Below are 25,626 nucleotides of genomic sequence, written 5' to 3'. Positions count from 1 at the left end.
AGTGATGGTATACTGCTCGCATAGTTTTGGCTGTTTTTAATGCGATCACTATGCGATAAAACTGCCATTATGATACTAGCAGGAGAAAGAAGGTGAAAAAAAGAACCTGTTTAGGTTCTCTGTAGTATTCTTAAAGAAAACCACGCAGAGAATCTAAACAGGTCTCAAAAAAAAGAGATACTTCTGCTGAAGAAGTATCTCTAAAAATTACATTATAAGAAAAACTAATTACATAGTCTTAATTAACTCATTAATAAGCTCACGAGCGATAGGCTCAGCAGCTTCTACAGCTCTAAGTACATCTTCGTGATGTGCTTCTACGATACCTTCTTCATTCCCCATATCTGAGATAACAGAGATACCGAATACTTTCATATCCATGTGACGAGCTACGATTACTTCTGGTACTGTAGACATACCTACACAGTCTGCTCCTACAACGCGTACCATTTTATACTCCGCTAATGTTTCAAAAGTTGGTCCTTGTAATCCGTAGTATACTCCTTGTTTAATATCGAAGTTTTTCGCTTTAGCTATTTCTTGTGCTTTCTTAACTAAAGTTCCTGTATACGCATCATTCATGTTTACGAAACGAGGTCCGAAGCGCTCATCATTATGTCCTCTTAGAGGATGATCAGGGAATGCATTGATATGATCTGTGATGATCATAATGTCTCCTACTTTAAATGTAGGGTTAACACCTCCTGAAGCATTAGATACGATCAATGTTTCTACTCCCATATACTTCATTACTCTGATAGGGAATACTGTTTTTACCATTTCGTATCCTTCGTAGTAATGGAAACGACCTTGCATAGCCATTACTTTTTTATTACCAATCGTACCAAAGATTAAAGCACCTTTGTGTCCTTGTACAGTAGATACTGGAAAATTAGGAATTTCTGAGTAAGGAATTTCATGCTCTATTTTAATATCAGCAGTAAGGTTTCCTAATCCTGACCCCAATACAATACCTATCTCAGGTTTGAATTGTGTCTTTTCAATTAAATACTTAACCGTTTCTTGTACTTGCTCCCACATAGTTTAAAATTGTTTTATCAAACTCCTCTTGATTGTTTAAAAAGGAAGTCTGAATTGGTAAATAATATAATTTATTCGAGGGGATTAGTCCATTTAAGCGGACATAATCTTTCTCTGTTGTAATAATCTTACTCTCTTTTGCTTTGTTCAAAATTAACTCAATGTCAGTAGATGAAAAATGATGATGGTCAGGAAATGTTAAACAAATTGTTTTATCGCCCTTTAGATGGTCAAAAAAACTTTGTGGTTTAGCAATACCAGCTACCATTAAAAACTCTTCTTTTTTTAAGTCTTCTACTGAGATAGAATCAGCCTTTGAATATGCAAGTTTACTGAATTCAATATACGTAAAAAAAGACAATTGTCCCAGTTTGAGATTTAATTTTTTAACAATCGAGTTTTGTTCTGTTGAGGATAACGTAGGAGGGCATTTGGTGACGATGATGATATCTGCTCGTTTCGCTCCTCTACGACTTTCTCTAAGGTTACCTGTCGGCAACATATAATCGCTATAGTACGGTTCATCATAAGTAGTCAGTAGAATATTAAAACCACCTTTTACAGCTAGGTGCTGAAAAGCATCATCTAGAACGATGGCTTGAGTATCTGTTCTTCGTTTTAGGATATTCTCTATTCCGTTTACTCTTTTTGCATCTACTGCTACAGCGATATTGTCAAACTTGTGATGATATTGGAAAGGTTCATCACCGATTTGCTCCATAGTCGTATGTTCATCTGCGAGGAAGAAGCCCTCACTTTTGCGTTTATACCCTCTACTAAGAGTCGCTATTTTGTATTTGTCTTTTAAAAGTCGTATTATGTATTCCACCATAGGCGTTTTACCAGTACCACCTACACTTAAGTTACCTACTACTATAGTAGGTGTACTAAAAGAGGTTCTCTTCAATATATTTATTGAATAAAGGTAATTGCGCAGGGAAGTGATCCCGCCATATAAGATGGCAAAAGGGAAGAGTAATTTTCGCAGTAATTCCATAATACGAAATTACCAATTTTTTTATCTTTGAGAAAATATATAAATTACAGTTCAAAATTATTTGAGAAATGAAGTTAAGAGAAGTAATCACTGTGTTAGAAGAGATGACACCGTTATCGTATGCAGAGGGATTTGATAATGTCGGGTTATTAGTAGGGGACTATAACTTAGAAGTAAGTGGGATCCTAGTCTGTCATGATGCTTTAGAGACCGTGATAGACGAGGCGATAGAGAAGAAGTGTAATATGGTAGTATGCTTTCACCCAATCCTGTTTTCTGGATTAAAGAAGATAACAGGAAAGAGCTATGTAGAGAGAGCTGTAATTAAAGCGATCAAACACGATATCGCAATCTATGCTATACATACTGCATTAGACAATCATCAGGAAGGGGTGAATAAGATCTTCTGTGATACACTAGGATTAAAGAACACAAGTATATTAATACCGAAAGAGAACTATATCCAAAAGCTAGTGACTTACGCTCCTCGTGTGAATGCAGATGAAGTGAGAAAGGCACTGTTTAATGCAGGAGCTGGTGCTATAGGTAATTATGATTTGTGCAGTTTTACCACGGAGGGCAAGGGAAGTTTCAGAGGAAATGAGAAGAGTAGTCCTGTTATAGGAGAACCACTAAAATATGAAGAAGTAGAGGAGGTCAAAGTAGAAGTAATATTTGAGAAGCATCTACAAGGTAAGGTATTAAAAGCCTTGTTTGACTTAGACTTCTATGAGGAGAAAGCGTATGAAATATATACTCTAGAGAATAAACTACAAAATGTAGGAATGGGGATGATAGGTGAACTAGAGGAAGAGATGGATGAGGTAGCATTCTTACAGATGGTCAAAGCTAAAACAGGAACTGGAGGTATTAGACATAGTGCGTTATTAGGGAAGCCGATAAAGAGAGTAGCTGTGTTAGGAGGCTCTGGAAGTTTTGCAATAGGAGCTGCATTATCACAGAAAGTAGATGCCTATATCACCTCAGATTTGAAATATCACGATTATTACCAAGCTGAAAGTCAGTTGGTTTTAGCTGATATAGGGCATTTTGAAAGTGAAAGGTATACAAAAAATTATATAACTGACTTTCTTTCAAAAAAAATAACTACTTTTGCAGTTATTTTATCAACAGTAAATACGAATCCAGTTAACTACTTATAATGATGACAAAGAAAAAAGAATTAACCGTTGAAGAGAAGTTAAGAGCACTTTATGACTTGCAATTGATTGACTCAAGAATTGACGAAATCAGAAATATGAGAGGAGAATTGCCTCTTGAAGTTGAAGATCTACAAGATGAGGTTGCTGGACTGAACAAACGCTTAGAGAAATCAAATATAGACTTAAGTAATATCGAAGCGAGTATTAAGGATAAAAAAGCTGCTATTGAGGAATTCAAAGCTGCTATCGTAAGATATACTGAGCAACAAAATGAGGTTAAAAACAATAGAGAGTTTAACTCATTAGAAAAAGAGATTGAGTTCCAGAAGTTAGAGATTGAGCTTGCTGAAAAACACATCAAAGAGATGAAAGTTAGCATCGAGCACAAGAAAAACACAATTGCAGAGACAGAAACTAAGTTAGCTGCTAGAAAAGAGCACTTAGGACATAAAGAAGCTGAATTAAACAGCATTATGTCTGAGACTGAGCGTGAAGAGAAAATCTTATTAGAGAAATCAGAAGAGTTCAAACAAGATATCGAAGATCGTTTATTAGTAGCTTATAACAGAATCAGAAATGGTGTTCGTAACGGTTTAGCTGTTGTATCTATCGAGCGTGGTGCATCAGGAGGATCTTACTTTACTATTCCACCACAAACTCAAGTAGAGATTGCGGCACGTAAGAAGATTATTACGGATGAGCACAGTGGACGTATTTTAGTTGATAGTGCTTTAGCTGAAGAAGAAAGAGAAAAAATTGAAGCTATTATAGCTAAATTATAATATCAGAAAGCCTCTTGTGAAAGAGGCTTTTTTTATTTCTAGAAGTTATATATGGTTAAGTGTCTAGGTTTATTGATTAATTTATTGTCGTTATTTGCTCCTAAGAGAGCATGTGCTATTGCTTATAAGTTATTCTCTACTCCTCGTAAAGGGCAACTTAAGCGAAGAGATATTCCATACTTTTTATCTGAAGCTCATCAAGATAGATTTGTCTACGATGGACTGAGTATTCAATGCTATCGCTGGAATCAGGAACGATCAGAGTTGCCGTTAATGATGTTGTTTCACGGATGGGAGAGTAATGCTGGTCGTTGGGAAGAACTAGTGACTTATTTAGATGACCAGTACCAGTATATCAGTATAGATGCGATGGGACTTGGCCTTAGCGATGGAAGTAATCTGAGTGTTATCGATTATTCACACTTGATGGATCATTGTTTACGAGCGTTTAGACCACAGTATGTTGTAGCTCATTCTCTAGGAGCGTTTGCTCTATTACACCAGATGAGTGTAGTGAAATATGACTTTGTAGAGAAGGTTGTTTTAATGGCTTGTCTAGATCGTTTTCAGCATGTAATTGATAATTATATTGGCATGTTAGGATACTGGAAGAAAGTATCTAGCGATTTGTTACGATTCTTAGAAGGGTTAATCGATATGGATATGGGAGAGTATGCTAGTCGTAACTTTATAAAATCACTGTCTAATCAGACATTGATTATTCACGATAAAGAGGATGTAGTAGTAGAATTGGCTGAGTGTACAGTTTTTCATGATTTCGCCAACCAAAAGGGAATAGAGGTTTATTATACAGAAGGATTAGGACATTCTGTTCAAGATAGAATTGTCTTCGAAAAAATTAAGAATTATTTTATGAATTAGCTTCGCTATAGCATTGTTTAATAGCAAATAAAATAGCTAATTTTGTGATATGGAAAAAATGCAAACACGTTTAAATAAATATTTGTCTGAAGTAGGTTTTTGTTCTAGAAGAGAAGCAGATAGACTTATAGATGAGGGGAGAGTCACTGTCAATGGTGTAGTGCCAGAGATGGGGACAAAAGTGTCTGAAGATGATGAGATACGCGTAAATGGACAATTAATCGTTAATAAAAATGAAGAGAATGTTTATTTAGCTTTTTATAAACCTATCGGTATTGAGTGTACTACTAATACGAGTGTACGCGATAATATCGTGGATTATATTAATTATCCAAAACGCATCTTTCCAGTAGGACGATTAGATAAGGACAGTGAAGGGCTTATTCTGATGACGAATGATGGAGATATCGTGAATAAGATATTGCGTCAAAAGAACGATCATGAGAAAGAGTATATTGTTACTGTAAACAAGCCTATTACAGATCGTTTTATTCAACGTATGGGAGCTGGAGTACCTATATTAGACACAGTGACTAAGAAGTGTAGAGTAGAACAGATCAGCAAGACTGTGTTTAGAATATTCCTTACTCAAGGTTTAAACAGACAGATTAGACGTATGTGTGAGTATTTTGACTATGATGTAGTAGCATTAAAAAGGATACGTATTATCAATATTTCTCTAGATGTACCTGTGGGAACTTATAGAGACTTGACAAAAGCAGAATTAGATGAGCTTAATCGCTTAATAGAGCCTTCTGTAATGACAGAGGAAGCTAGTCTAAATAAAAATCAAGAGAGTCAACAGAGTGTTCGTCGTAGAATGACTACAGGAAGAGATTCTGGAAGAGAGGGAAGAAGAGGAGACGGAAATCGTGAGGATAGAAGACCGAGAAGAAACTTCGATAGAGAACGCAATAATAGCGTGAACAAACCAAAAGAGGTGAAGAACGAAAGATTAAGAAATAGAAGAAGAGAGAACTAGTTTAGTTCTCTTTTTTTATTTGTACTAATCTCTAAAGCTCTTTTATTTAGAATTAATAAGATTAAATAGTGCATTTTGTGTATAAAGTCAGAATTATGGGTAATTCTGACTTTTTTTATTTATAAAAGTTATTAGTTAATAATATGTAAATTTTAGTAAAATATTAAAGGTTGTTGTGTTTTGTTTTTAGAATATTACGATGACGATTATTGTCTCTTTTGTGTATCTATTTATATTTAGTCTAAGTTATTATGGTTGTTTAGTTATAAGTAAATATATTTGCTTTCAATTTATAATTAATCTAAATAATATAATTACTAACACAACATTAAGTTCTTAGAACAATGAAACACTATCTACTATTAATTTTTGCAATTTTTAATATAGGTCAGTTTACTTCTTTTGCACAAGAAAAGCCAGTTGTTATTTCTGGTATTGTACAAGATGCGAATGGCGAACCTATTGATTATGCTACAGTCAGCTTATTAGATACTCATCATAGTGAGTTAACTGATAATAAAGGACGATATACTATTAAAACAAAAAGACCTGGTAAGTACAAATTAGTTGTACAACACGTCAGTTATGAGTCTAAAGAGTACTCATTTGAGGTGAAAGCAGGAGAGAGTATAATACATAACTTCAAACTTGATACGAATAACTCTTTCTTAGACAATGTAGTACTACAAGTAAAACAGCCTATCGAGAAAGTTAGAGAATCTGCTTATAACGTAGTTGCTATAGATGCAAAGCCACTTTACAATACGTCATTAGATGTAGCTGGAGCACTTGATAGAGTATCTGGTGTGAAAGTGCGTAAAGATGGTGGGGAGGGATCTGACTATAATTTCTCAATGAATGGATTTAGTGGTAAACACATTCGATTCTTTATAGATGGTGTACCTATGGAAGGATTTGGTAGTGAGTTTAAAATAAACAACTTACCGATCACAATGGTTGACAGAATCGAAGTTTATAAAGGTGTAGTGCCTGTGGAGTTCGGATCTGATGCCTTAGGAGGAGTAGTGAATATTATCACAAACAAATCTAAAGAGACTAAAATAGATGCTTCATTTACTACTGGTTCATTCCATACATACAAGAGTCATCTGAATGTGAGTAAAGCCTTTAATAATGGTATAGTAGCTCAGTTAAATGCTTTTCAGAACTACTCAGATAATGATTATAAAGTATTAGTCCCTGTGGTAGATCTACAATCTGGGGTTTATTCTAAAGAGAAACAATGGGTAAGACGCTTTAATGATCGATTCCAAACTGCTACTGTAGTAGCTAAAGTAGGGGTGGTAGATAAGTCTTATGCTGACCGACTGATGCTTGGATTTACTTATGGAGAAGGAAAACGCGGTGTGCAGACAGGTACTATTATGGAGAAAGTGTTTGGAGATAAGAAACGTCGTTCTGTAACAATTATGCCTTCATTAGAATATAGCAAGAAGAACCTATTTATAGATGGATTAGATGTAAGTATTACATCTAATTATAATGGAGGGTATAATCAAAATATAGATACCTCTTCTTATAAATATAACTGGGCAGGTGAACGTATCAAAACGTTAAAACAAGGTGAGTCTGGTGGAGGGCCTTCTATGACTAAGTTCTATGATCATAATGGTTCAACTACTTTTAATGTAAATTATAAATTAAATGACAAGCACTCATTTAGTTTTAATGATGTGATGTACTACTTCAACAGAAAGACAAAAGATCCATTAGCTGTAAAAGAAACTCAATCAGAAAAGAACAGTGAGATAAAAAGAAGTAGTTTTAAAAATATTATGGCACTGTCTTATCGTTATAATATTCTAGATAATCTGAATGTATCTCTATTCGGTAAACACTACAGTATCAAACATACTTATCAAAGTGAAAGCACTAAAGTAGATAAAACAGGGTACGGTATCGCTGCTACATACCTGTGGAAAGATCTACAGTTCAAGGCTTCTTATGAAAATACATTTAGACTACCTACTGATAGCGAGTTATTTGGAGATGGAGACTTAGTATGGGGAAATACAGGTCTAAAACCAGAACAGGGTAAAAACTATAACCTTAATATCAGTTACTCAGGTGTGATTAACAAAATACATGCTGTATTCGTAGATGCAGGTTTTGTATACAGAGATACTAAAGATTATATCCGCAGTAATCCTTATGGTTCAGGATCTCGTGCAACTAGTGTGAATATCGGAGGAGTAGAGAGCTATGGTATCAATGTGGAAGCTCGTTATACGTACAATGATTTTATATATGCAGGAGGTAGTTTAACTTCTCAAAATATCAGAAGTAAACAAAAATATACTATTGGAGATTATGGAGTAGAGAACCCATACTACAATGAGAGAATTCCTAATGAGCCTTATTTCTTCGGATCAGCAGATGTGGGGATTATTATTAAAGATTTAGGAAAGAAAAACAACAATTTAAATATAGGGTATAACCTTCGCTATATAGATCATTATAGCTACGATTTTAAAGGAATCGGTGAAGATCCTATATGGATTCCGTCTCAAGCTGTGCACGATCTAAGTGCTTCATACAGTTTATTTAATAATAAAATACACTTAACCGTAGAGGCTAATAACCTATTCGATAAACTAGCTTATGATAACTATAGTTTCCAAAAACCAGGAAGAAACTTCATGTTTAAAATACGCTATACATACTAAAATTACTAATCTATAATAAATACAATTAAAATGAAAAAAAGAGTTTTTTCGACATTTGCTTTTGCTATGATATTTGGGGCATTGTCGGTGACTAGTTGTTCTTCTGATGACAATAGTACTCCTACACCTGAAGAAGGTGGAACTGATGGAGGAAATAAAGTAGAGTGGAAGTACGTAATCGGGGCAAGTGCTTCTAAAACGAACTTATTACTGACTACCAATGACCTTAAATCTGGAGAAATATCTGCTAAGGGAAATGGATTAACGGCATTAGGAACTACAGTTTATACTTATGGAGGAAATAGAGCTTATGTTTTTGAATATAGAAAAGGAGATCCTTCTGGAATGCAGAGCTGGTTATTAACACCTGCTGGAAAATTGAGTAAACATACTACAGTTGACCTACCTACTCGTGAGGAGTTTATTACGAATTTCGGTAAATATATGATCGCTACAACTGGTGGTTTGAAATTAACTACAGGAGAAAAGGCTCAGGCTTTTAACTTCATAGATGGAAATACAGGAAGAATTAATTTTACTTCTTATATTAATGTAGAAAACATTGCAGAAAAAGGAGAGTATGCTAACTTCGCAGGTCTTGAGACGATTGGTAATGATCGTTTTGTTATGGCTATCGAACCATTTAAAATCACCAAAGATGAGAAAGAAGATAATACTTCTGCTTACCGAAGTAGAGTGTGGTTAGCTGTATTTAAATTTAATGAGAGCGAAACGGATGTAAATAAGAGAGTACAGTTAGAAAAAGTAGTGAAAGATGATAGAATGAGTTTTGCAGTAGCTCGTTATCGTTCTAGTCGTATATCAACTATTGCATCTGGAAATGATGGATTTGTTTATGTATTCTCTCCTAATGCTATGTTAGGTAAAGATAAACCTTCTTTTTCTCCAATTCCTTCTTCTGTTTTAAGATTTAATACTAAAACTTTAGAGTTTGATAAAAATTATCAATATGACATTGAGTCATTATCAGGGGGACATAAAGTTCATAAAGTATACGCACTTACTAACAATAAGTTCTTGTTAAATATGAATGCTGATATTGCTATTGCTTGGAATTCATTAAGTACACCATACAATAAACTGGCGATATTTGATGGTACAACAGGAGAATTTAAATGGATAGAAGGATTGCCAGATGCTGAAAATATAAAACAAGCTCAAGCTCCATTTATAGATGGATCAGATGTTTACTTACCTGTTACAGCTGAGTCTAAATCATTTGTATATACATTAGATTTGGCAACTGCTAAAGTAACTAAAGGTCTTGAAATTAAAGATCTAGCTGATGGAAGTATTGGTACAATTGGTAAAATTAATGTAGAAAAATAATAATTTAATTATATAAAGTATTCGAAATAAATTAGGGTTGTTTATTATAAGAGGTTATACAGTTTGTATAGCCTCTTTTTTTGTTGAAGAGGATAAGGATGTAGAATTAAAAAATATGCAGCTAACTATAAATAGGCATTAGAGATATAAAAAACTTTGATACTATATCTTTAAATAAGTATATGTTTATCTGAAAGTGAGTGTACTATTAATGAGATGTATTGCTTTTTAAAACACTTATATCATGTGAATTGTGTTAAGTCCACCCCTTTGTCCACCCCCTTAAAGGTGACATTCTGTTATAGAGATTATACTTTTATCAAATAAATCTAAAGTTATAGTCTGCTTCATTATAGCATGACTATAAAATACACCACCACATATTATTTGACTTGGAAGTTACTACTGTATAGGTATAGATAATAGTTGAATAATGATAAAAGTATAAATATGAAGACCTTATTATTTTTAAGTATTATCATCAATAGAACAATGGAGTGTGCCTCTCTATTAAAGAAAAGTATGATATGGAGTATAAATGAGAAACTATCTAGTAGTTCAATAAAATCGAAAAGATTGCTAAGAAGAGTTAGAGGTTCTTCTTTAAAGGAAGAGGTGCTACAAATAAGTGCTGATCCTAATAAACAAACTAATTATATGTCTATAGGCATGGAGTGTTATCTGTGTCAAAAAATAAAAGAGTTTGAGAAACAAAGAAAATACTTGGATAAATCAATATCACTAAGTAATCTTTCTGCAAGCTTAGGAGTTAATCATCGCTATGTGTCTTACTACATTAATATGTATAAAGAAAAAGACTTCGCTACGTATATTAATGAATTGAGGATTTCTTATATGGTAGATACTTTAATAAGTAAACCACATTATCTGACATATAAGATAAGTTATTTAGCAGATAAGAGCGGTTTTGCTTCTCATAGTCGTTTTACGATTAATTTTAAAAAATATACAGGTGTATTGCCTTCAGAGTATATTAGTGAGTTGAAACAGAAAAAGACCATGGAAGGATGTAATATCTAAAATCGTCTTTACTTTTTAAATTGATTGTAATTCACTGCTTTAAAAGAACCATCTTCCTTTTTAATAAAAGTCTCTTTACCATTCTGTACTTCGGCATTCTGAGCTGCTATACAGTACCAATTTTTTTCTATTTTCTGAGTTACGAAAATGAATAAGTTGTTTCTAAGTTGAGGAGTTTCATTTTCTTGTAATGCTGATTGATTACTTAATTGTAGTCTTGCATGTACGATAGCTATAGTGTCTGTTAAGTATCTGATCTTGGTTCTTTTGATTACTAGTTGAGATTCTTTGAAAATTACTCGTAAGCCATAATCATGAGCTTTAAAAATGTCTTCTTTTTTATGCCACCATAACCCTGTGACATTGACAAAGTCTGCATCATCTACAAAAATATCGGCAAGTAAGGTAGCATCGTATTTATTCCAAGCAGTTACAAATTGCTGAACTATTTCTTCTGGATTTTGTCTAGTCATTGTCATCGTTTATTATAATTACGAAGATACTCAATGATTCATGAAGAGGTGTTAATGTAGAATAAGAAAGTGAGTGTAAATAAAAAAGGAACCACTATAAAGTGATTCCTTTTTGTCGGGGTGGCAGGATTCGAACCACTTCTTGTAAGTATCTTTAAATCAATCAATTGTCTTGTTTGTTTGAAACCAACTCACCTAATAGTTCACCTTAGTAAATTAGGTTAAAATCAAATATAATACTTTTAAATGTTTTAAAAAAGTACTAAAAAGTTAAATAATTACCTGTTTTTCTAAATGATGTAAGTAAATATTTTAATCAACATCTATGTTTTTACTTTGATTTATTTTTATCTTGTTTTTTAGTATTTTGTTATGTTTGTTTCATATTACCTGTTAATTAATTTAGTTTGATGTATTTTGTTATGGAATACTAAACTTGTTAAGGTGTTTTTTGGTTGTCGGGGTGTCTATTTGGCTTTAGTTAACTATTTTTATGGAGTAAAAGATTGAACTATTTTTAATTCTATTGAATAATGGATATAATTTATTGTTCTCAAAATTAAATGTTATCTGCTCTTTTTTTGTATTAACCATATTTCTGAATTATCTGATTTAGGATAATATTTATTCTAATACTAACAAAAATTAAATGGAAATTTTAATCTAAAGAATTCCCCGAGGCTTGCCTTGGGGTCAGAAGGAAAAGTTTGAAAAACAGATGGTTTTTCAAAACACTTTGAAAAAGTGTAACTTAGTTCTATGGATGATGAACATATTTATAAGAGTCATAATAAGACGTTACTATTGTATCATATAGTATTTCCTATGAAATATAGACGTAAGGTACTTACAGATGAGTCAGGTCTTAGTTTAGTGAAAGTTTGTGAGGAAATATCAGAGAGATATGAGATAGCTTTTTTGGAGATAGGTTATGAATCAGACCATGTTCATTTTTTGATACAGAGTGTGCCAAGTTTGTCATTAAGTCAAATAGTACGTACGATAAAGAGTATAACAGCTCGTGAAATGTTCCGTATTCACCCAGAAATAAAGCAATTATTATGGGGAGGTAATTTATGGACAAGTGGTTTTTATGCAAATACAGTAGGCTTATATGGGAACAAAGAAGTAATACGAAAGCATATAGAAAGTCAAGGTAAATCAGATAAAGATTATCAGAAAGTATATTCTGGTCAACTTACTCTGTTCTAACAATACCTCGTGGGCTTGCCCCGAGGTATTTTATTAGACCTGCGCAAGAAAATTATGAAGCATTAGAGCCTACGATTTTAGCTATTATTTCAAAATCCTCAATTGAACAGCTTTTAAAGCAATCTATTACTTTTGAACAAATAGCTCGTATCGCAGTAGAAAATGAATTATTAACTGCTCAACGTTTGATAGCATCATTTGTTACAAAATCTGCAGAGCAAAGATATGTTGATTTGCTTGCTAATCAAGGTGATTTATTTCTTCGTGTACCTCAACACTATATTGCAACGTATTTAGGTGTTTCTCCTGAGACATTAAGTAGAATCAAACAACGTGTAGTTAAAGGGTAATTTCTTGACGATTGTCAAGGTTTTTTGTATGCTATATACTGTAGTTTTGTTATAGTAGTAATTTGTAAGTATTATGATAAATCAACAAATAAGAGTATTAGTAGCAGGAGCTACGGGATATTTAGGAGGTTATATAGTAAGAGAATTGAAACGAAATGGTTATTGGGTTCGTGTCTTAATTCGATCTGAAAATCAAAAAGAAAAGGTGCTTTTGGCAGATGAAATTTTTATAGGTGAAATAACTAGATCTGAAACAATAAAAGGGTGTACATTAACTATAGATTGGGTGTTTTCTACTGTGGGAATTACCAGGCAGAAGGAAGGGTTAACTTATATGGATGTGGATTACCAAGGGAATATGAATCTTCTTCAAGAAGCAGTAAAGACGAAAGTAAAGCGTTTTTTATATGTTTCGGCCATTCATGGAAATCAATTAAAACATTTAAAAATTTTTCAAGCAAAAGAGGGATTTGTAGATCAATTAAAGTTTTCTGGATTGGATTATCGAATTATTCGTCCTAATGGCTTCTTTTCGGATATGCTTGATTTCTTAATGATGGCTAAGTCAGTTCGAGTTTATTTATTTGGTATAGGAGAGAAGAAACTTAATCCAATTGACGGTGAAGACTTAGCGCAGTTTTGTATTGAACAAATGCAAGGAATCAATAAAGAATGCGCAGTAGGAGGCCCCGATGTTTTTAGTCAAAAAGAATTAGCGCAATTAGCACTAGATACTTTAGGAAAAAAAAGAAAAATTACTTGTTGTCCTGATTTTTTGCGTGTTCTTATTATAAAAGCACTTCGTTTGTTTACAACATCAAAAAGATATGGTCCTTATGAATTTTTCTTAACTGCAATGGCCATGGATAATGTAGCACCTAAATATGGACAAAAGCATTTAAAAGACTTTTTTGAAGAAAAAGCACAGAAATTAGTAGAATGATGTTTTATACTAAGATTTTCCTTAATTATATTTTATTGTAGTAAAAATATATGTATCTCCGTTTAACGGCATAATGCTATATTTGTAGTCTAAACCATAAGAAAGTCATGCTAAACCTTTTTACCTTTTCGGCTGAATTTACAAGTGAAGAAGCTTGCCGTTTACACTTTAAAGAACAACGTGATAAATTAGGTGTAACTTGTCAAAGATGTGGTCATGATACCCACTATTGGATTCAAAGTAGATGGAGTTATGAATGTAAAAAATGTCGTTCTCGTATGACTTTAAAAAGCGGAACAATTATGGAGCATTCTAAACTATCTTTTCTGATATGGTATAAGACAATGTTCTTAATGACAGCGACCAAAAAAGGCTTTTCTACTTTAGAAATTCAGAAGCAATTAGGACTAAAAAGATATGAGCCAGTATGGGCAATGGTCCATAAACTTCGCAAGGCAATGGGTAATCGAGATAGCAAGTATACTTTAGAAGGAATGTTAGAGATGGATGAGGGATATTTTAAAGTAGAAACATCTAAAATAGAGAAGTCTAAAACAAAAAGTGGTCGTGGATCTACAGGTGTCCAAAATGTTGCAATTATGGCAGAAAGTACAGTTTTAGAGGACATAAAAACAGGTGAAAAACAAAATCATGTACGCTTTTTTAAAGTTGTTGTTTTAGAAGATCATAAAGCTGAAGGTGTTAATGAAATGATTAGGAAAAATATTGAAGAAAGTAGTATTGTCTTAACTGATAAGAGTACTTCTTATGTAGATATTTCAGATTTTGTTCAGATACATATCACTGAAAAATCATCTGAAAAAACAACAAAAGAGACTCTAAAATGGGTACATATAGCTATCAGTAATGCTAAAAGAAATCTACTGGGAAATTACCATAAAATTAAACGAAAATATCTTCAAGCGTACTTAGATGAATTCGTTTATAAACTTAATAGAAGGTACTTTGGTGATAAGCTCTTTGATAGGCTTATTATTGCCAATATTACAGCTTATGACAAATAACGGACATACATTTAAAAATATTATAAAAGTTAAATAAGGATAAGAATTCATAGAAATAACTGTCGTATAGTAGCTAACAAAATTAATTTTCTATTTTTGAGTTTGTAAACTATGTATAACATTAAAAAAAGAAGAGTTATTTTTATGAGGCAATTGGACAAAACACCTATTGAGAGGATGGTATCACCGATACAGCGATTTATGCAACAAGAAAAATCTGGAGGGATCGTTCTAGGTATAAGTGTGATTATAGCGTTAATATTAGCAAATACATCATTTAAAGAACAGTACCATCACATATTAGAGTATAAATTTGGTTTTCAATGGGCAGGCAATAGCTTCTTTGAATATAGTATTCACCACTGGATTAATGATGGGTTAATGGCTATCTTTTTCTTTGTTGTAGGGCTAGAGTTAAAAAGAGAGATTGTAGCTGGAGAATTATCAAACCCACGTAAAGCAATGCTTCCTATTGGAGCTGCATTAGGAGGAATGATTGTTCCTGCGGGTATTTATTTTTTTCTAAACCCAAATGGAGAGATGTCTAATGGATGGGGAATTCCGATGGCAACAGATATTGCTTTTGCCTTGGGCGTCTTGTATTTATTGGGTAGTCGTATACCCTTGACATTAAAGGTTTTCTTAACTGCATTGGCGATTGTAGATGACTTAGGAGCGGTACTTGTGATTGCATTCTTTTATACCTCTGAGATTTCTATGTTACATTTAATCATTGGTGCTGCTATTTTATTAGTGATGTATTTGGGAAATAAAATGGGAGTTAGAAATATTATGTTTTATGCAATCTTGGGTATTGGTGGAGTTTGGACAGCATTTTTGCTTTCAGGAGTACATGCGACAATTGCAGCAGTATTAGCTGCTTTTACAATTCCTGCAAATGTGAGAATTAGCGAGAAAGTATATGGCGATAAGATGCAAGGTTTGTTAGATAGGTTTAGAGGCATTGATCCCAATGATAAAATTCCGACATTAACAAACGAACAATTGCATATCTTAGAAGAGATTGAGCATACAAGTAGTGCTGCTACTCCTCCATTACAACGTTTAGAACATATGATGCATCCGATGGTAACCTATCTAATTATCCCTATATTCGCTTTAGCTAATGCTGGGGTATCTTTAGATATTGATATGGATCACTTGTTTAGTACTAATGTAGCTCTTGGTGTAGCTCTTGGCTTATTAGTAGGGAAAGTAGTTGGAGTAGTTGGATTTACAGTGCTTTTAGTGAAATTAAAAGTAGCTCCTTTCCCTGAAGGAATGAATGTGAAAAATCTATTAGGATTAGGTTTGCTAGCTTCTATTGGATTCACAATGTCTTTGTTTGTAACTTCGTTAGCATTTACTAATGAGGAGTACATGACTCAAGCGAAGATAGGTATTTTTGTAGCATCCATCATTGGTGGTGTACTAGGCTATATGGTATTGAGTAAGTCAACGAAATAATGTTTTAAATGACTAGTAAGTTTTTTGATTACATCAATCTTCACAAAGGTGAGGAGAAGGGCGAAAAAGTCCTTGAAAATATAGTAGCAAATATTGCTTTTAAAGGATCAAATCTTTGGATTTTGGCATGTGCAATTATCATTGCGTCGATAGGATTAAATGTAAATTCTACAGCGGTGGTAATTGGAGCTATGTTGATCTCACCATTGATGGGACCAATTGTAGGAGCTGGTTTTGCACTTGGTACCTATAACTTTTTATTACTGAAGATTTCTATTAAAAGCTTGGTTGTAGCTACAATTGTAAGTTTGGTTGTATCTTCAGTTTATTTTTACTTAAGCCCATTTAAAGATGTGCAATCAGAATTACTTGCTCGTACTGCACCGACGATTTATGATGTGTTGATTGCTTTTTTTGGTGGATTAGTGGGAGTGATTTCAATTACTCGAGTAGAGAAAGGAAATCCTATTCCAGGAGTAGCGATTGCTACAGCCTTGATGCCTCCTTTATGTACTGCAGGATATGGTTTAGCAACTTTTAATTTTAGTTATTTTTTAGGAGCATTTTATCTGTATATGATTAACTGTTTCTTTATTTGTATAGCGACGTTCTTAGTAATTAAATACTTGAAATATCCTACAGCGACTGCATTAGATACAAAAAAGGAGAAACGTATGCGATACGGTATTAGTTTATTGATTTTAGTGTTGATTATACCAAGTTTTTACTTGGCCTATAATCTATTCAATGAGAAGAAATTTACCAAGACTGTTGAGGAGTTTATCAATACAGAGTTTACTGCTAGAGGGGTAACAGTTATCTATAAAAAAATTAATTATAATACCTCGCCACGTAAGGTAGAGTTAGCCTTTTTGGATAAGAAATTGTCTAAAGAGAATATAGAGATGTATAACCGACTTCTACAGGAAAAAGGGATAGATAATGTAGCTTTGACCTTCAAGCAAGATGAGCAAGATATCAAGTCTGAAATCATGAAGGAAATCAATAAACAAAATAGTAACCTATCCGAGAAAGACGTAATCATTAATGATTTAAAGCGCGAGTTAGCTAAGTACAAAGTGAGCGAGCCTGGTCTGGTGAAAGAGATCGGAGTATTGTTCCCATCACTCGAACAAGTATCTTTAGGTAAAGTAGAGCGAAACCTAACCGATACAACTAGTCAAGTTGATTGGGTGTTAATGTATAAAGATAGTGTTGTACCTATAAATTCGGAGAAGATACGTATCACGAATTGGTTAAAAGCTCGATTACAAGTAGATACTGTTTTAGTAGTGAATACATACCAGCCAGCTGTATATACTAAAGAGTAATTTAGTAATTAAAAACATATCAAAGAGCTCCTTACTTATTTTTTGAGTAGGGGGCTTTCTTTTTTTGTTACTAATGAGAAAAATATATTGTTAAAATGAAGTAAATTGTCATATGTAAAAAAGAGAAAGATGGAAACAGCAGTTTTAGTTTGCTTGAGTGTTTTATCTATATTAATAGGTATGTCAGGTGTTTATATGACAATGTTAGAGTTTGTGCCTGTTCGCTTGGTATATTATATGAATAGGGTACGTTTACCATTAGCAATAGTAGTTTTATTAGTAGTTTGGGGATTGACATTTTTTTGGTTAGACCAGTGGTCTTGGATAGGGTATTTTTCTCTTATATTGGCAATTTTAGGAGTGTTTCTGGCTTATCGATTAACGCAAGAACGCATGTTTATTGCAGTAGATTTTCCAGATATTATAGAGGTAACAACAGGTGATTTACTACCCGATGACAGTGAGTTAGCTGTGATAGAATACAATGGAGTGGTAAAGTGTTATCCTTTAGATTATGTTATTCACTACCATATTATCAATGATTGGTTTGGTTCTAAGATGGTGTCATTGACTTATTGTGCAATGTGTAGAAGTATTATTCCTTTTGATGTTACCGCTATAGGACCTTTATATGTTAGCTCGTTTAAACATGCCAATATGATTGTCTCTGATCGCAAGACAGGAACCTTTTTTCAGCAGGCTAACTTCGAATCACTTGTAGGGAAATTACACCCTAGTGAACTGATTGCTATTCCTTTTCAGATAGTGACTTGGAGGGAAGTAAAGAAAATGTTTGAAACCCCTGTTTTACCAGTATTGAAAGAAGGTGATCTAAAACCTTTTAAACTTCCAATTAAAGGATTGTGGAAACGCATTGTCGTTTCAGAATTCACACCAGGATTATCTAGTAAAAACAGGGATAAGACTTTTGCTGCTAGAACACGGGTTATAGGTATCGTAGATAAGATAAATAATGTAAACGTAGTCTATTTAAAACAAACTATATTAAATCAAGGATTAGTTGTAAATGAAACAGCTAATTTCTTTTTAGTAGCTCACCAAAACAATGTAATTGCTTTTAGATGGGATCACAAGCAGGATTTAGCGTTAGATTTATCAGCTAGATGTATTACAGCAGATAATGGTTTTCAACGTTGGGATTTGAATGGAAAGTATCTCTCGGGAGACAAAAAGCAGAATTTAGTTCTCATCCGGCTGTCTGATGAGTATTGGTTTTCTTGGAAACGCTTTCATCCAAATACTCAGTTCATTGATTTGTAATATATAAAAAGAACCATATTAACTTTAAACTAATATGGTTCTTTTTTGATACTAGAATAAGTAGACTAGTAATATATTATCTTAAACGATGATTGGAATCACTACTGATAAACATTTCATTTTTCTCTTCAGATATAATTTCAAGGAATCGTTCATAGTGTTTTAATACGTCAGAAATTAGCTCATTTTTAGTAAAGATGTGAACATCATAACCTTGTCTATAATCACCAAAATAAGCTTTTGGATAAAAGGTTTTATTATCGTTAATATCAGGTAAGTTTTCTTCTGATAATAAGTAATCAGAAACCATTTTAGACTCTGTTCTGACACCGTAAATAAAGTTATTTACCAAGTCGTGTTTAATCTCAATTTCTAGTCGATAAGGACCTTCATAAGTATTGATAACAGCATCAATATTATTTTTAGCAAATTCGGTTTCTAGCTCTTTAAAGGCTTCTTTGACTGTCGTATCAATAAATTTGTGTACAGATTCTTTATCGTCAAAGGATACAATTTGTTTTAATCGCTCTTTCCATGAATCTCCTGACCAGGTAACCGTTGTAGTAGAAAAGTCAGTTTCATAATATTTTTTATCGATAACTAGTGCTTTGATCAAGCTTACGATAAATAATAGCATTATAATAGAGAATGGAAGAGCTGTAATTAAGGTCATGCTTTGTAATGCACCTAATCCACCTGCGTTTAACAATAACAAAGCTAATACAGCTAGTAATACTCCCCATCCAATAGTTTGCCATTTAGGGGATATTCTAGCATTCTTGGTTGATATACTGTTCATTACAAACATTCCTGAGTCTGCAGAAGTAACAAAAAATATGATGATAATTGATATAGTTAAGAAGCTAGTAATTGAACTTAGAGGTAAGTACGCTAAAAACTCAAACATCAACGCATCTGGGTTGTTAGCAATAGTACTCAATGCACCATCAGCTACATTCATATCAAACCAAATGGCACTATTCCCGAATACAGACATCCAAATAAAGTTGAATAGTGTCGGTAGTAATAATACTGCAGCAATATATTCACGAATAGTACGTCCTTTAGAGATTTTAGCAATAAATAATCCAACATATGGAGACCATGAGATCCACCATGCCCAGTATAGGATAGTCCAGTCATAAAACCAGGGTTGTGTTTTATCATTAAAGGAGTGTGTACTAAAAGTCATGGTAAAGAAGTTTGATATATAATTACCAATACCTTCTGTAAAGCTTCCAATTAAATAAACGGTAGGGCCTAAAGCGAGTACGAAAACAAGCAATACGACTACAGCAATGATATTGATACTACTTAGTAGTTTTACACCTTTGTCTAATCCACTAACAGCAGAGATAATAGATAGAGATACTAATACAGCTACAATAAGTACTTGATAGATAAAGCTGTTTTCAGGTAAAATATTTAAGGTTTGAAGTCCAGAGTTAATCTGTACAACACCAAAACCTAATGTTGTTGTAATACCAAAGAAGGTACTACACAAGGCAAATACGTCAATCATATTTCCCCATTTACCTTTTATTTTATCTTTTAAAAGAGGATAAAAACAACTTCTTAGAGATAGCGGTAAACGATATCTATAAGCAAAATAAGATAGTGCTAGACCAACAATAGCATAAATAGCCCATGCGTGTATTCCCCAGTGAAAGAAGGTGTACATCTGTGCATCTTGTGCGCGTTGTAGTGCGGTATTGTTACTGAAAACTTCATTTGAATAGTGTTGGATCGGCTCAGCAACACTGAAGTACATTAGCCCAATCCCCATACCAGCAGCGAATAACATTGATATCCATGAAAAGAAGGAATAATCGGGTTTACTATTATTTCTTCCTAAGCGAATATTACCGTATTTACTGGCCATTAAATAAATCAAGAAGATAATAAATATAGTCACAGACCATACATATATCCAATTGAGGTTAACAAAGATGAATGTTTTGATTACGTTTAATAGCTCATTGGTTATCTGTGGAAAAATTGCAGCAAGTAAACTGACTCCAATAATAAAAATTAAACTTGGTAGAATAACACCTTTACTCAAGGTTGTACGTATTCTAGGAAATTTAGACATAATTTTTGTTTTTATGTATTAAAAATATAGTTTTATTGTTTTTGTTTCGAATATACATAATATTTAGTATTTTTTGTGGTTTTATTCTGTGTTTTTCGTTGTTGAGAATTAAAAAGAAGATGTTTTTGGAGTTTTTATTTCTAGTAAACTTTCATTTTTTTAAAGGTTAAAAATTGTAGTTTTGTCTTCTATAAAGCCTCAGAAGCATATGTTTTTTTGTTGCTTTATTTTGCTATTTTAGTTAAAAAGAATGCGGCAAATAATAAGAAATTAATACAAAATTGTTTTGAATTTATCTAATCGTGATAGTAGAGTAACTTTAATTTTTCAATTAGTAATCTTTTTTATTTTCACAAAGGGTATTGCACAGCAACCAGTGAGAGTTACTATTGACTCATTATCGAAAGTGTATTCCCAGAATGTATATTCCCAACCACTTGAAGCTAGAAAGGCCGCATTTGCTTGGTTAGCTTTAAGTGAAAAGCATAACTTAGAGAAGGAAAAAGCTCGTGCTTATTATTCTTTAGGAAATTTGAATTCTATTAATGGAGATTATAAGAAGTCTATAGAATATGCATTGAAGACTATTGAATCCTTAGAGAAATTAAAAATGGAGCAAGGTTTACCTGCTGCTTATAATCTATTAGCACTTAGTTATAAGAATTTATCGTTATACTCCAAGGCAATGGAGAGCTTTATGATATGTATTGAAAAAGCTAGAGCTGTAGACGATGTACTTCAAGAGGCAAATGCGTATCAGAATGTTGCTACACTATATATACAAAAGGATGAATATGATAAGGCTATAGAGAGCTTGAAAAGAGCGAATGATTTGTATAAATCTATTGAGGATACCGATGGGGTATTGACTACATTGTTTAACTACGTAAATATTTTGAAAGAGCAGCGTAAGTTTGATCAAGCTAGGGAGCATTATATGACTGTATTAAAGTTTCGTCAAGAGGAAGGAAATAAAACAGTGGAGGCCTATGTTAAAATTAACCTTGCTCAACTATTAGTAGAACAGCATAAGTTTAAAGAGGCTATACCTCACTTGGAGAATACTTATAAGCTTCTTGAAGAGTTAAATTATGTCACTGATATGGCTATTGTATTGAATGATTTAGGAGTGTGTGAGAGTAAAGTAGGGAATACAAAGAAAGCAATTAAGTATTTTGAGAGAGCATTGAGTATTACTGAAGAACGTTCTATATTAGCCTATAATACTAACTTTTTTTTGAATTTAGGTTCCCTATATGCAGATCAAAAACAATATGAAAAAGCATATAATTATTTATATCGAAGTATAATCGATAATACAAAATTTAATAGTATTGAGAAAGAGAAGCATTTAGCAGATCTGCAACAACAATATGAAACGGAATTAAAGGAAACTAAAATAGAGTTGCTGGAGAAGGAGCAAGAATTAAAAGAAGTAGAGCTTAGAGAAGTAGAGCAAGCTGTCATTCGTCAGAAACAACTTCGTAATACTTTTATCATTGGTTTTATTTTGGTTTCAATTCTCTTTATTATTGTGATGTATTTTTATCTACAACGTTTGAAAGTGCAAAGACAACTACAGGTGGAGGTTGAGAAAAATGCGAATCACAAGATTAATGAGATGGTTAAAGATCATAAAATTTCTATGATCGAGCGCTATCAGAAAGGACAAGAGGAAGAAAGAGCTCGATTAGCACGAGAGTTACACGATGGAATAGGAAGTGATTTAGCAGGAATTAAGATTGCTTTTGAACATCATTTCTCTCAGCAAGATACGGGAGAACAAACTAAGCGTTTGCAAGAAGCAATTAACAATGCGTGTAAGGATCTGCGTTTGCTATCGCATCAATTGCATCCACTGGCTTTCTCTTCAATTGGATTTAGTAGTTTTTTGAAAGAATACGTCGATACTGTAAGTCAGAAAAATAATTTGACAATTAAAGCTTATTTTTTTCCAGAGACAGAAATTAATAAGTTGACAGATGATGTATTGGCTGGTGCATATCGCATCGTTCAAGAGTTGGTCAATAATATCGTTAAGCATGCTAAGGCTTCAAGTGCTGAGGTACAATTGACCAAACACGATGACCACCTCAATATTCTTATTCATGATAATGGCGTTGGGTTTGCCAATGTTAAGAAACAAGGGATAGGACTGCGCAATATAAGAGAGCGTTTAGAAAAACTCAAAGGAAGTATAGAAATAGATAGTAATGTTAAATATGGGACTTCCATAACAATTAATATACCTTTAAATAAATAAGTAGTGAGTAGAGTAAATATAATCATAGCAGATGATCATTTGATGTTCTTAGAGGGGTTAAACACTATATTACTTGATATGGAGGAAGTAAAACAAGTGCATTTAGCAACAGAAGGAACACAAGTATTACGTTTATTAGAGCAATTTGACATACAATTAGTCATTACCGATTTGAATATGCCCAAGATGGATGGAGTAGAGTTATTAACTAGGGTAAAGAGTAATCAATCAGATGTCAAGGTTCTAATTTTGAGTATGCTTGATAATCCTCGCGTTGTTCATAAGGTAATCCAAAAAGGAGCAGATGGTTTTGTACCTAAATTTACAAATAAGCAGGAGTTACAAGTTGCTGTAAGGGAATTAATCAATGACAAGCAATATTTCTCAGAAGTTATTAAACAGCGCTATATGGAAAGTGTATTTGATAAAAAGAAGTATCAAGATATTGAATTGACTCAACGGGAGAAAGAAGTTCTAGCACTTTTATCAGAAGAAATGACTTCTAAAGAAATTTCTGAGAAACTGTTTATATCAGTTAATACGGTGGAGACACATCGCAAGAATATCTTGTTGAAAACAGGGTCTAAGACAACTACGGGAGCGGTAAAGTTTGCTATTGAATCAGGACTATTTGATTAGTGAATAATTAAAAGGTATACTTTATTGCTAATAGTGGTTTAATCTCTTCTAAAATAGAAATAAACGAATTTGGTTCAGTAATCGGTACGATTTCTCGATGAGTGACTACTTTGTTGGTAAGATTAATCGTTTCTAATAAAGCAGCTGTTACAGGAGTCTTGTGATAGCTGTTTTTTTCTTGTTCTACTTCTTTTGTATCGATTAACAGATGTACCCACACAGCTTTAGTGAAACAAGCTGTATCTACATATAATAAAGAAAAATCATGGGAACTGTAGAGGTGGTCTAATCCCGCTAAATAATCCATACGCTTCGGCAGCAATTTTTCTTGTAAAGTTTTGAAATAATTAGTTTCTTGTTTTAGTAAGCATTCTTTGACCTGCCATGAGTCCTCTATGCTATGTATAACAATCATAAAAATATCCTCATTATAGGTTGGAAGATGGATAGTAATTGTGAAAATACTATTGATTTTTAGTGCGTCCTTTTGTTGATTTAGTAAGTATAAGAGTTTTTTAGTTTTCGTTTTCAGCTCATTGGGATTTGGGTTAAAAAGATATGTCATGGTTAATGAATCATAACTAATGTCAATACGACAATCTAAATCAATCATTTTTAGTTTTATATCTTCTTTGGTATAGTAGTCAGCTAAGGCATCTTGGTATTGTTCTTTTACTGGTTTAGCATAGGAAACACCTTGTTCAATTCTGTTTTCATTTTTTAAAATCTTGGCGTCAAAGAATAAAACCCATCTTACTTGTGCTAATTGATGATCGTAGATAATAACCGAAAACATATTGGGATTCATATTAGAGGCATTAAAAAAGCGTCTAATTTCAACTGCTTTTAATTGCCCCTTGAATTCATGTTCAAGATATTCTTGTATTAAACGATTTGCTTTTTTCTTTCTCATACCTCCCATAATGAGAGATAGATTATTTACAGCTAGTGTTAGTGATAGAAAACAAAACCCAATTATTAAAAGTGTTTTTAGCATTTTTTGTAAAGTTTGAATACAAGGTAAGATACTTTTGGAAATTTTCATATCACGGAATTCCGTGATAAGCGCAATTACCGAATTTAGGTCTATGAAACCAATAGCAAAGATAAGACCTTTGAAATGTTAATAATAGTAATAATATAAATCATGGGATTACAAGAAAAAAGAGCTTATACAGCTATAGAGGAGCAATATGTAACTGAATATCAAAAAGAATTGAACGCAATTGTAGGTAAAGAATTACCTATTCAAATTAATTGGGATACTTTTGAATTAGAACATATTAAGTTTGTACCAAGTGTATGTTTACAACGCTTAATGGATGCAATGAAAGAAGTTTGTAAAGACAATTTTGGAAAAGAAGCAGTACAAGAGTCAATTGATAAGATTGAAGTAAACTGTATTGTAAACGAAGGAGCTGAAGAAAATAAAAAATTAGACCTTACAGGAAAAACTTTTACTTTGACAGCTTGTTGGGGAGGACATCATAGTGGTTTCTTTACTGATTTAGTGATTAGAGAGTATTTAGAAAGCAAGTTATAAGAATATAAGGATTCTTTGTATAAAATTTTTAGTCTGACTTTTAATTTTTGATTTAGTTAATATCAATAGTCGTAAAAAAGGG

General features: G+C 32.9%; 22 protein-coding genes. 17 read left to right on the top strand and 5 right to left on the bottom strand.

Features of this window, described 5'->3' with window-relative positions:
• Nucleotides 1-228 precede the first annotated feature (228 nt).
• Together RT228_RS00470 and lpxK are read right to left on the bottom strand one after the other, a co-directional pair.
• Nucleotides 229-1,041 carry a purine-nucleoside phosphorylase gene (locus RT228_RS00470; RefSeq protein WP_006260749.1) on the bottom strand — a complete coding sequence of 271 codons (813 nt, stop codon included), beginning with the start codon at nucleotides 1,039-1,041 and terminating at the stop codon, nucleotides 229-231.
• Nucleotides 1,013-2,038, bottom strand: a complete 1,026-nt coding sequence (gene lpxK, locus RT228_RS00465) for a tetraacyldisaccharide 4'-kinase (protein ID WP_006260750.1) — start codon at nucleotides 2,036-2,038, stop codon at nucleotides 1,013-1,015. The genes RT228_RS00470 and lpxK overlap by 29 nt, the downstream gene beginning before the upstream one ends.
• Nucleotides 2,039-2,106: 68 nt before the next feature.
• Between lpxK and RT228_RS00460 the strand changes: the two genes are divergently transcribed.
• From RT228_RS00460 to RT228_RS00430, 7 genes are all read left to right on the top strand, one after another.
• The gene (locus tag RT228_RS00460; protein WP_006266531.1) at nucleotides 2,107-3,201 is read left to right on the top strand and encodes a Nif3-like dinuclear metal center hexameric protein; all 1,095 of its coding nucleotides are present in this window, start codon (nucleotides 2,107-2,109) and stop codon (nucleotides 3,199-3,201) included.
• A 2-nt stretch (nucleotides 3,202-3,203) separates the two neighbouring features.
• Complete coding sequence (locus tag RT228_RS00455; RefSeq protein WP_006266532.1) at nucleotides 3,204-3,983, top strand: zinc ribbon domain-containing protein; 780 nt, start codon at nucleotides 3,204-3,206, stop codon at nucleotides 3,981-3,983.
• Between the two features lie 51 nt (nucleotides 3,984-4,034).
• Nucleotides 4,035-4,865 carry an alpha/beta hydrolase gene (locus RT228_RS00450; protein WP_006263094.1) on the top strand — a complete coding sequence of 277 codons (831 nt, stop codon included), beginning with the start codon at nucleotides 4,035-4,037 and terminating at the stop codon, nucleotides 4,863-4,865.
• A gap of 49 nt (nucleotides 4,866-4,914) precedes the next feature.
• Nucleotides 4,915-5,847 carry a 23S rRNA pseudouridine(2604) synthase RluF gene (gene rluF / locus RT228_RS00445; RefSeq protein ID WP_006263095.1) on the top strand — a complete coding sequence of 311 codons (933 nt, stop codon included), beginning with the start codon at nucleotides 4,915-4,917 and terminating at the stop codon, nucleotides 5,845-5,847.
• A 344-nt stretch (nucleotides 5,848-6,191) separates the two neighbouring features.
• Nucleotides 6,192-8,534 (top strand): TonB-dependent receptor, encoded by a 2,343-nt coding sequence (locus RT228_RS00440; protein WP_006263096.1) that lies wholly within the window; start codon nucleotides 6,192-6,194, stop codon nucleotides 8,532-8,534.
• Nucleotides 8,535-8,564: 30 nt separating this feature from the next.
• Nucleotides 8,565-9,884: a DUF4374 domain-containing protein gene (locus RT228_RS00435; RefSeq protein ID WP_006266534.1), complete on the top strand. Its 1,320-nt coding sequence runs from the start codon at nucleotides 8,565-8,567 to the stop codon at nucleotides 9,882-9,884.
• A 450-nt stretch (nucleotides 9,885-10,334) separates the two neighbouring features.
• On the top strand, nucleotides 10,335-10,925 hold the full coding sequence (locus RT228_RS00430; protein ID WP_006266536.1) for a helix-turn-helix domain-containing protein: 591 nt from the start codon (nucleotides 10,335-10,337) through the stop codon (nucleotides 10,923-10,925).
• 8 nt (nucleotides 10,926-10,933) lie between these two features.
• Here the strand turns inward: RT228_RS00430 and RT228_RS00425 are convergent, their stop codons facing one another.
• A complete protein-coding gene (locus tag RT228_RS00425) occupies nucleotides 10,934-11,398 on the bottom strand; it encodes an SgcJ/EcaC family oxidoreductase (RefSeq protein WP_006263099.1) in 465 nt (154 codons plus the stop codon).
• Nucleotides 11,399-12,157: 759 nt separating this feature from the next.
• Here RT228_RS00425 and tnpA point away from each other — a divergent pair.
• The 7 genes from tnpA to RT228_RS00390 all read left to right on the top strand — a co-directional run bounded on the left by tnpA (nucleotide 12,158) and on the right by RT228_RS00390 (nucleotide 19,007).
• Entirely contained in the window at nucleotides 12,158-12,610 is a 453-nt protein-coding gene (tnpA, locus tag RT228_RS00420) for an IS200/IS605 family transposase (protein ID WP_286433785.1), read from the top strand.
• 185 nt (nucleotides 12,611-12,795) lie between these two features.
• Nucleotides 12,796-12,960, top strand: coding sequence for a hypothetical protein (locus RT228_RS00415; protein WP_230493110.1), 165 nt, complete (start codon nucleotides 12,796-12,798; stop codon nucleotides 12,958-12,960).
• 73 nt (nucleotides 12,961-13,033) lie between these two features.
• Complete coding sequence (locus tag RT228_RS00410) at nucleotides 13,034-13,903, top strand: SDR family oxidoreductase (protein ID WP_286382789.1); 870 nt, start codon at nucleotides 13,034-13,036, stop codon at nucleotides 13,901-13,903.
• A 107-nt stretch (nucleotides 13,904-14,010) separates the two neighbouring features.
• Nucleotides 14,011-14,928, top strand: a complete 918-nt coding sequence (locus tag RT228_RS00405) for an IS1595 family transposase (RefSeq protein WP_286382790.1) — start codon at nucleotides 14,011-14,013, stop codon at nucleotides 14,926-14,928.
• 144 nt (nucleotides 14,929-15,072) lie between these two features.
• Complete coding sequence (gene nhaA, locus RT228_RS00400; RefSeq protein WP_286382792.1) at nucleotides 15,073-16,395, top strand: Na+/H+ antiporter NhaA; 1,323 nt, start codon at nucleotides 15,073-15,075, stop codon at nucleotides 16,393-16,395.
• Nucleotides 16,396-16,403: 8 nt separating this feature from the next.
• Nucleotides 16,404-17,726 carry a DUF389 domain-containing protein gene (locus RT228_RS00395; protein WP_160339805.1) on the top strand — a complete coding sequence of 441 codons (1,323 nt, stop codon included), beginning with the start codon at nucleotides 16,404-16,406 and terminating at the stop codon, nucleotides 17,724-17,726.
• Nucleotides 17,727-17,855: 129 nt separating this feature from the next.
• A complete protein-coding gene (locus RT228_RS00390) occupies nucleotides 17,856-19,007 on the top strand; it encodes a DUF3179 domain-containing (seleno)protein (protein WP_286382794.1) in 1,152 nt (383 codons plus the stop codon).
• 76 nt (nucleotides 19,008-19,083) lie between these two features.
• On the opposite strand, the gene RT228_RS00385 is transcribed toward RT228_RS00390, so the two are convergent.
• Entirely contained in the window at nucleotides 19,084-21,099 is a 2,016-nt protein-coding gene (locus tag RT228_RS00385; protein WP_286382795.1) for a BCCT family transporter, read from the bottom strand.
• 286 nt (nucleotides 21,100-21,385) lie between these two features.
• Here RT228_RS00385 and RT228_RS00380 point away from each other — a divergent pair, with 286 nt between their 5' ends.
• Both RT228_RS00380 and RT228_RS00375 read left to right on the top strand, forming a co-directional pair.
• Nucleotides 21,386-23,362, top strand: a complete 1,977-nt coding sequence (locus RT228_RS00380) for a tetratricopeptide repeat protein (RefSeq protein WP_286382797.1) — start codon at nucleotides 21,386-21,388, stop codon at nucleotides 23,360-23,362.
• Between the two features lie 3 nt (nucleotides 23,363-23,365).
• On the top strand, nucleotides 23,366-24,001 hold the full coding sequence (locus RT228_RS00375) for a response regulator (protein WP_006266543.1): 636 nt from the start codon (nucleotides 23,366-23,368) through the stop codon (nucleotides 23,999-24,001).
• A 7-nt stretch (nucleotides 24,002-24,008) separates the two neighbouring features.
• On the opposite strand, the gene RT228_RS00370 is transcribed toward RT228_RS00375, so the two are convergent.
• A complete protein-coding gene (locus RT228_RS00370) occupies nucleotides 24,009-24,914 on the bottom strand; it encodes a hypothetical protein (RefSeq protein ID WP_313138341.1) in 906 nt (301 codons plus the stop codon).
• Between the two features lie 234 nt (nucleotides 24,915-25,148).
• On the opposite strand from RT228_RS00370, the gene RT228_RS00365 reads away from it, so the two are divergent.
• Nucleotides 25,149-25,544: a hypothetical protein gene (locus RT228_RS00365; protein ID WP_286382801.1), complete on the top strand. Its 396-nt coding sequence runs from the start codon at nucleotides 25,149-25,151 to the stop codon at nucleotides 25,542-25,544.
• Nucleotides 25,545-25,626: the final 82 nt, after the last annotated feature.

The sequence above is a fragment of the Myroides sp. genome, assembly GCF_032073645.1.
GTDB classification, from domain to species: domain Bacteria; phylum Bacteroidota; class Bacteroidia; order Flavobacteriales; family Flavobacteriaceae; genus Flavobacterium; species Flavobacterium odoratimimum.
The sequence above is the reverse complement of the archived record's forward strand: the minus strand, read 5'-3'. Positions and strand labels throughout refer to the sequence as shown.

What these genes read in the sequence shown, in the direction of transcription:
- RT228_RS00470 (WP_006260749.1), bottom strand. Translation starts at nt 1,041, where the DNA reads ATGTGGGAGCAAGTACAAGAAACGGTTAAGTATTTAATTGAAAAGACA.
- lpxK (WP_006260750.1), bottom strand. Translation starts at nt 2,038, where the DNA reads ATGGAATTACTGCGAAAATTACTCTTCCCTTTTGCCATCTTATATGGC.
- RT228_RS00460 (WP_006266531.1), top strand. Translation starts at nt 2,107, where the DNA reads ATGAAGTTAAGAGAAGTAATCACTGTGTTAGAAGAGATGACACCGTTA.
- RT228_RS00455 (WP_006266532.1), top strand. Translation starts at nt 3,204, where the DNA reads ATGACAAAGAAAAAAGAATTAACCGTTGAAGAGAAGTTAAGAGCACTT.
- RT228_RS00450 (WP_006263094.1), top strand. Translation starts at nt 4,035, where the DNA reads ATGGTTAAGTGTCTAGGTTTATTGATTAATTTATTGTCGTTATTTGCT.
- rluF (WP_006263095.1), top strand. Translation starts at nt 4,915, where the DNA reads ATGGAAAAAATGCAAACACGTTTAAATAAATATTTGTCTGAAGTAGGT.
- RT228_RS00440 (WP_006263096.1), top strand. Translation starts at nt 6,192, where the DNA reads ATGAAACACTATCTACTATTAATTTTTGCAATTTTTAATATAGGTCAG.
- RT228_RS00435 (WP_006266534.1), top strand. Translation starts at nt 8,565, where the DNA reads ATGAAAAAAAGAGTTTTTTCGACATTTGCTTTTGCTATGATATTTGGG.
- RT228_RS00430 (WP_006266536.1), top strand. Translation starts at nt 10,335, where the DNA reads ATGAAGACCTTATTATTTTTAAGTATTATCATCAATAGAACAATGGAG.
- RT228_RS00425 (WP_006263099.1), bottom strand. Translation starts at nt 11,398, where the DNA reads ATGACTAGACAAAATCCAGAAGAAATAGTTCAGCAATTTGTAACTGCT.
- tnpA (WP_286433785.1), top strand. Translation starts at nt 12,158, where the DNA reads ATGGATGATGAACATATTTATAAGAGTCATAATAAGACGTTACTATTG.
- RT228_RS00410 (WP_286382789.1), top strand. Translation starts at nt 13,034, where the DNA reads ATGATAAATCAACAAATAAGAGTATTAGTAGCAGGAGCTACGGGATAT.
- RT228_RS00405 (WP_286382790.1), top strand. Translation starts at nt 14,011, where the DNA reads ATGCTAAACCTTTTTACCTTTTCGGCTGAATTTACAAGTGAAGAAGCT.
- nhaA (WP_286382792.1), top strand. Translation starts at nt 15,073, where the DNA reads ATGAGGCAATTGGACAAAACACCTATTGAGAGGATGGTATCACCGATA.
- RT228_RS00395 (WP_160339805.1), top strand. Translation starts at nt 16,404, where the DNA reads ATGACTAGTAAGTTTTTTGATTACATCAATCTTCACAAAGGTGAGGAG.
- RT228_RS00390 (WP_286382794.1), top strand. Translation starts at nt 17,856, where the DNA reads ATGGAAACAGCAGTTTTAGTTTGCTTGAGTGTTTTATCTATATTAATA.
- RT228_RS00385 (WP_286382795.1), bottom strand. Translation starts at nt 21,099, where the DNA reads ATGTCTAAATTTCCTAGAATACGTACAACCTTGAGTAAAGGTGTTATT.
- RT228_RS00370 (WP_313138341.1), bottom strand. Translation starts at nt 24,914, where the DNA reads ATGAGAAAGAAAAAAGCAAATCGTTTAATACAAGAATATCTTGAACAT.
- RT228_RS00365 (WP_286382801.1), top strand. Translation starts at nt 25,149, where the DNA reads ATGGGATTACAAGAAAAAAGAGCTTATACAGCTATAGAGGAGCAATAT.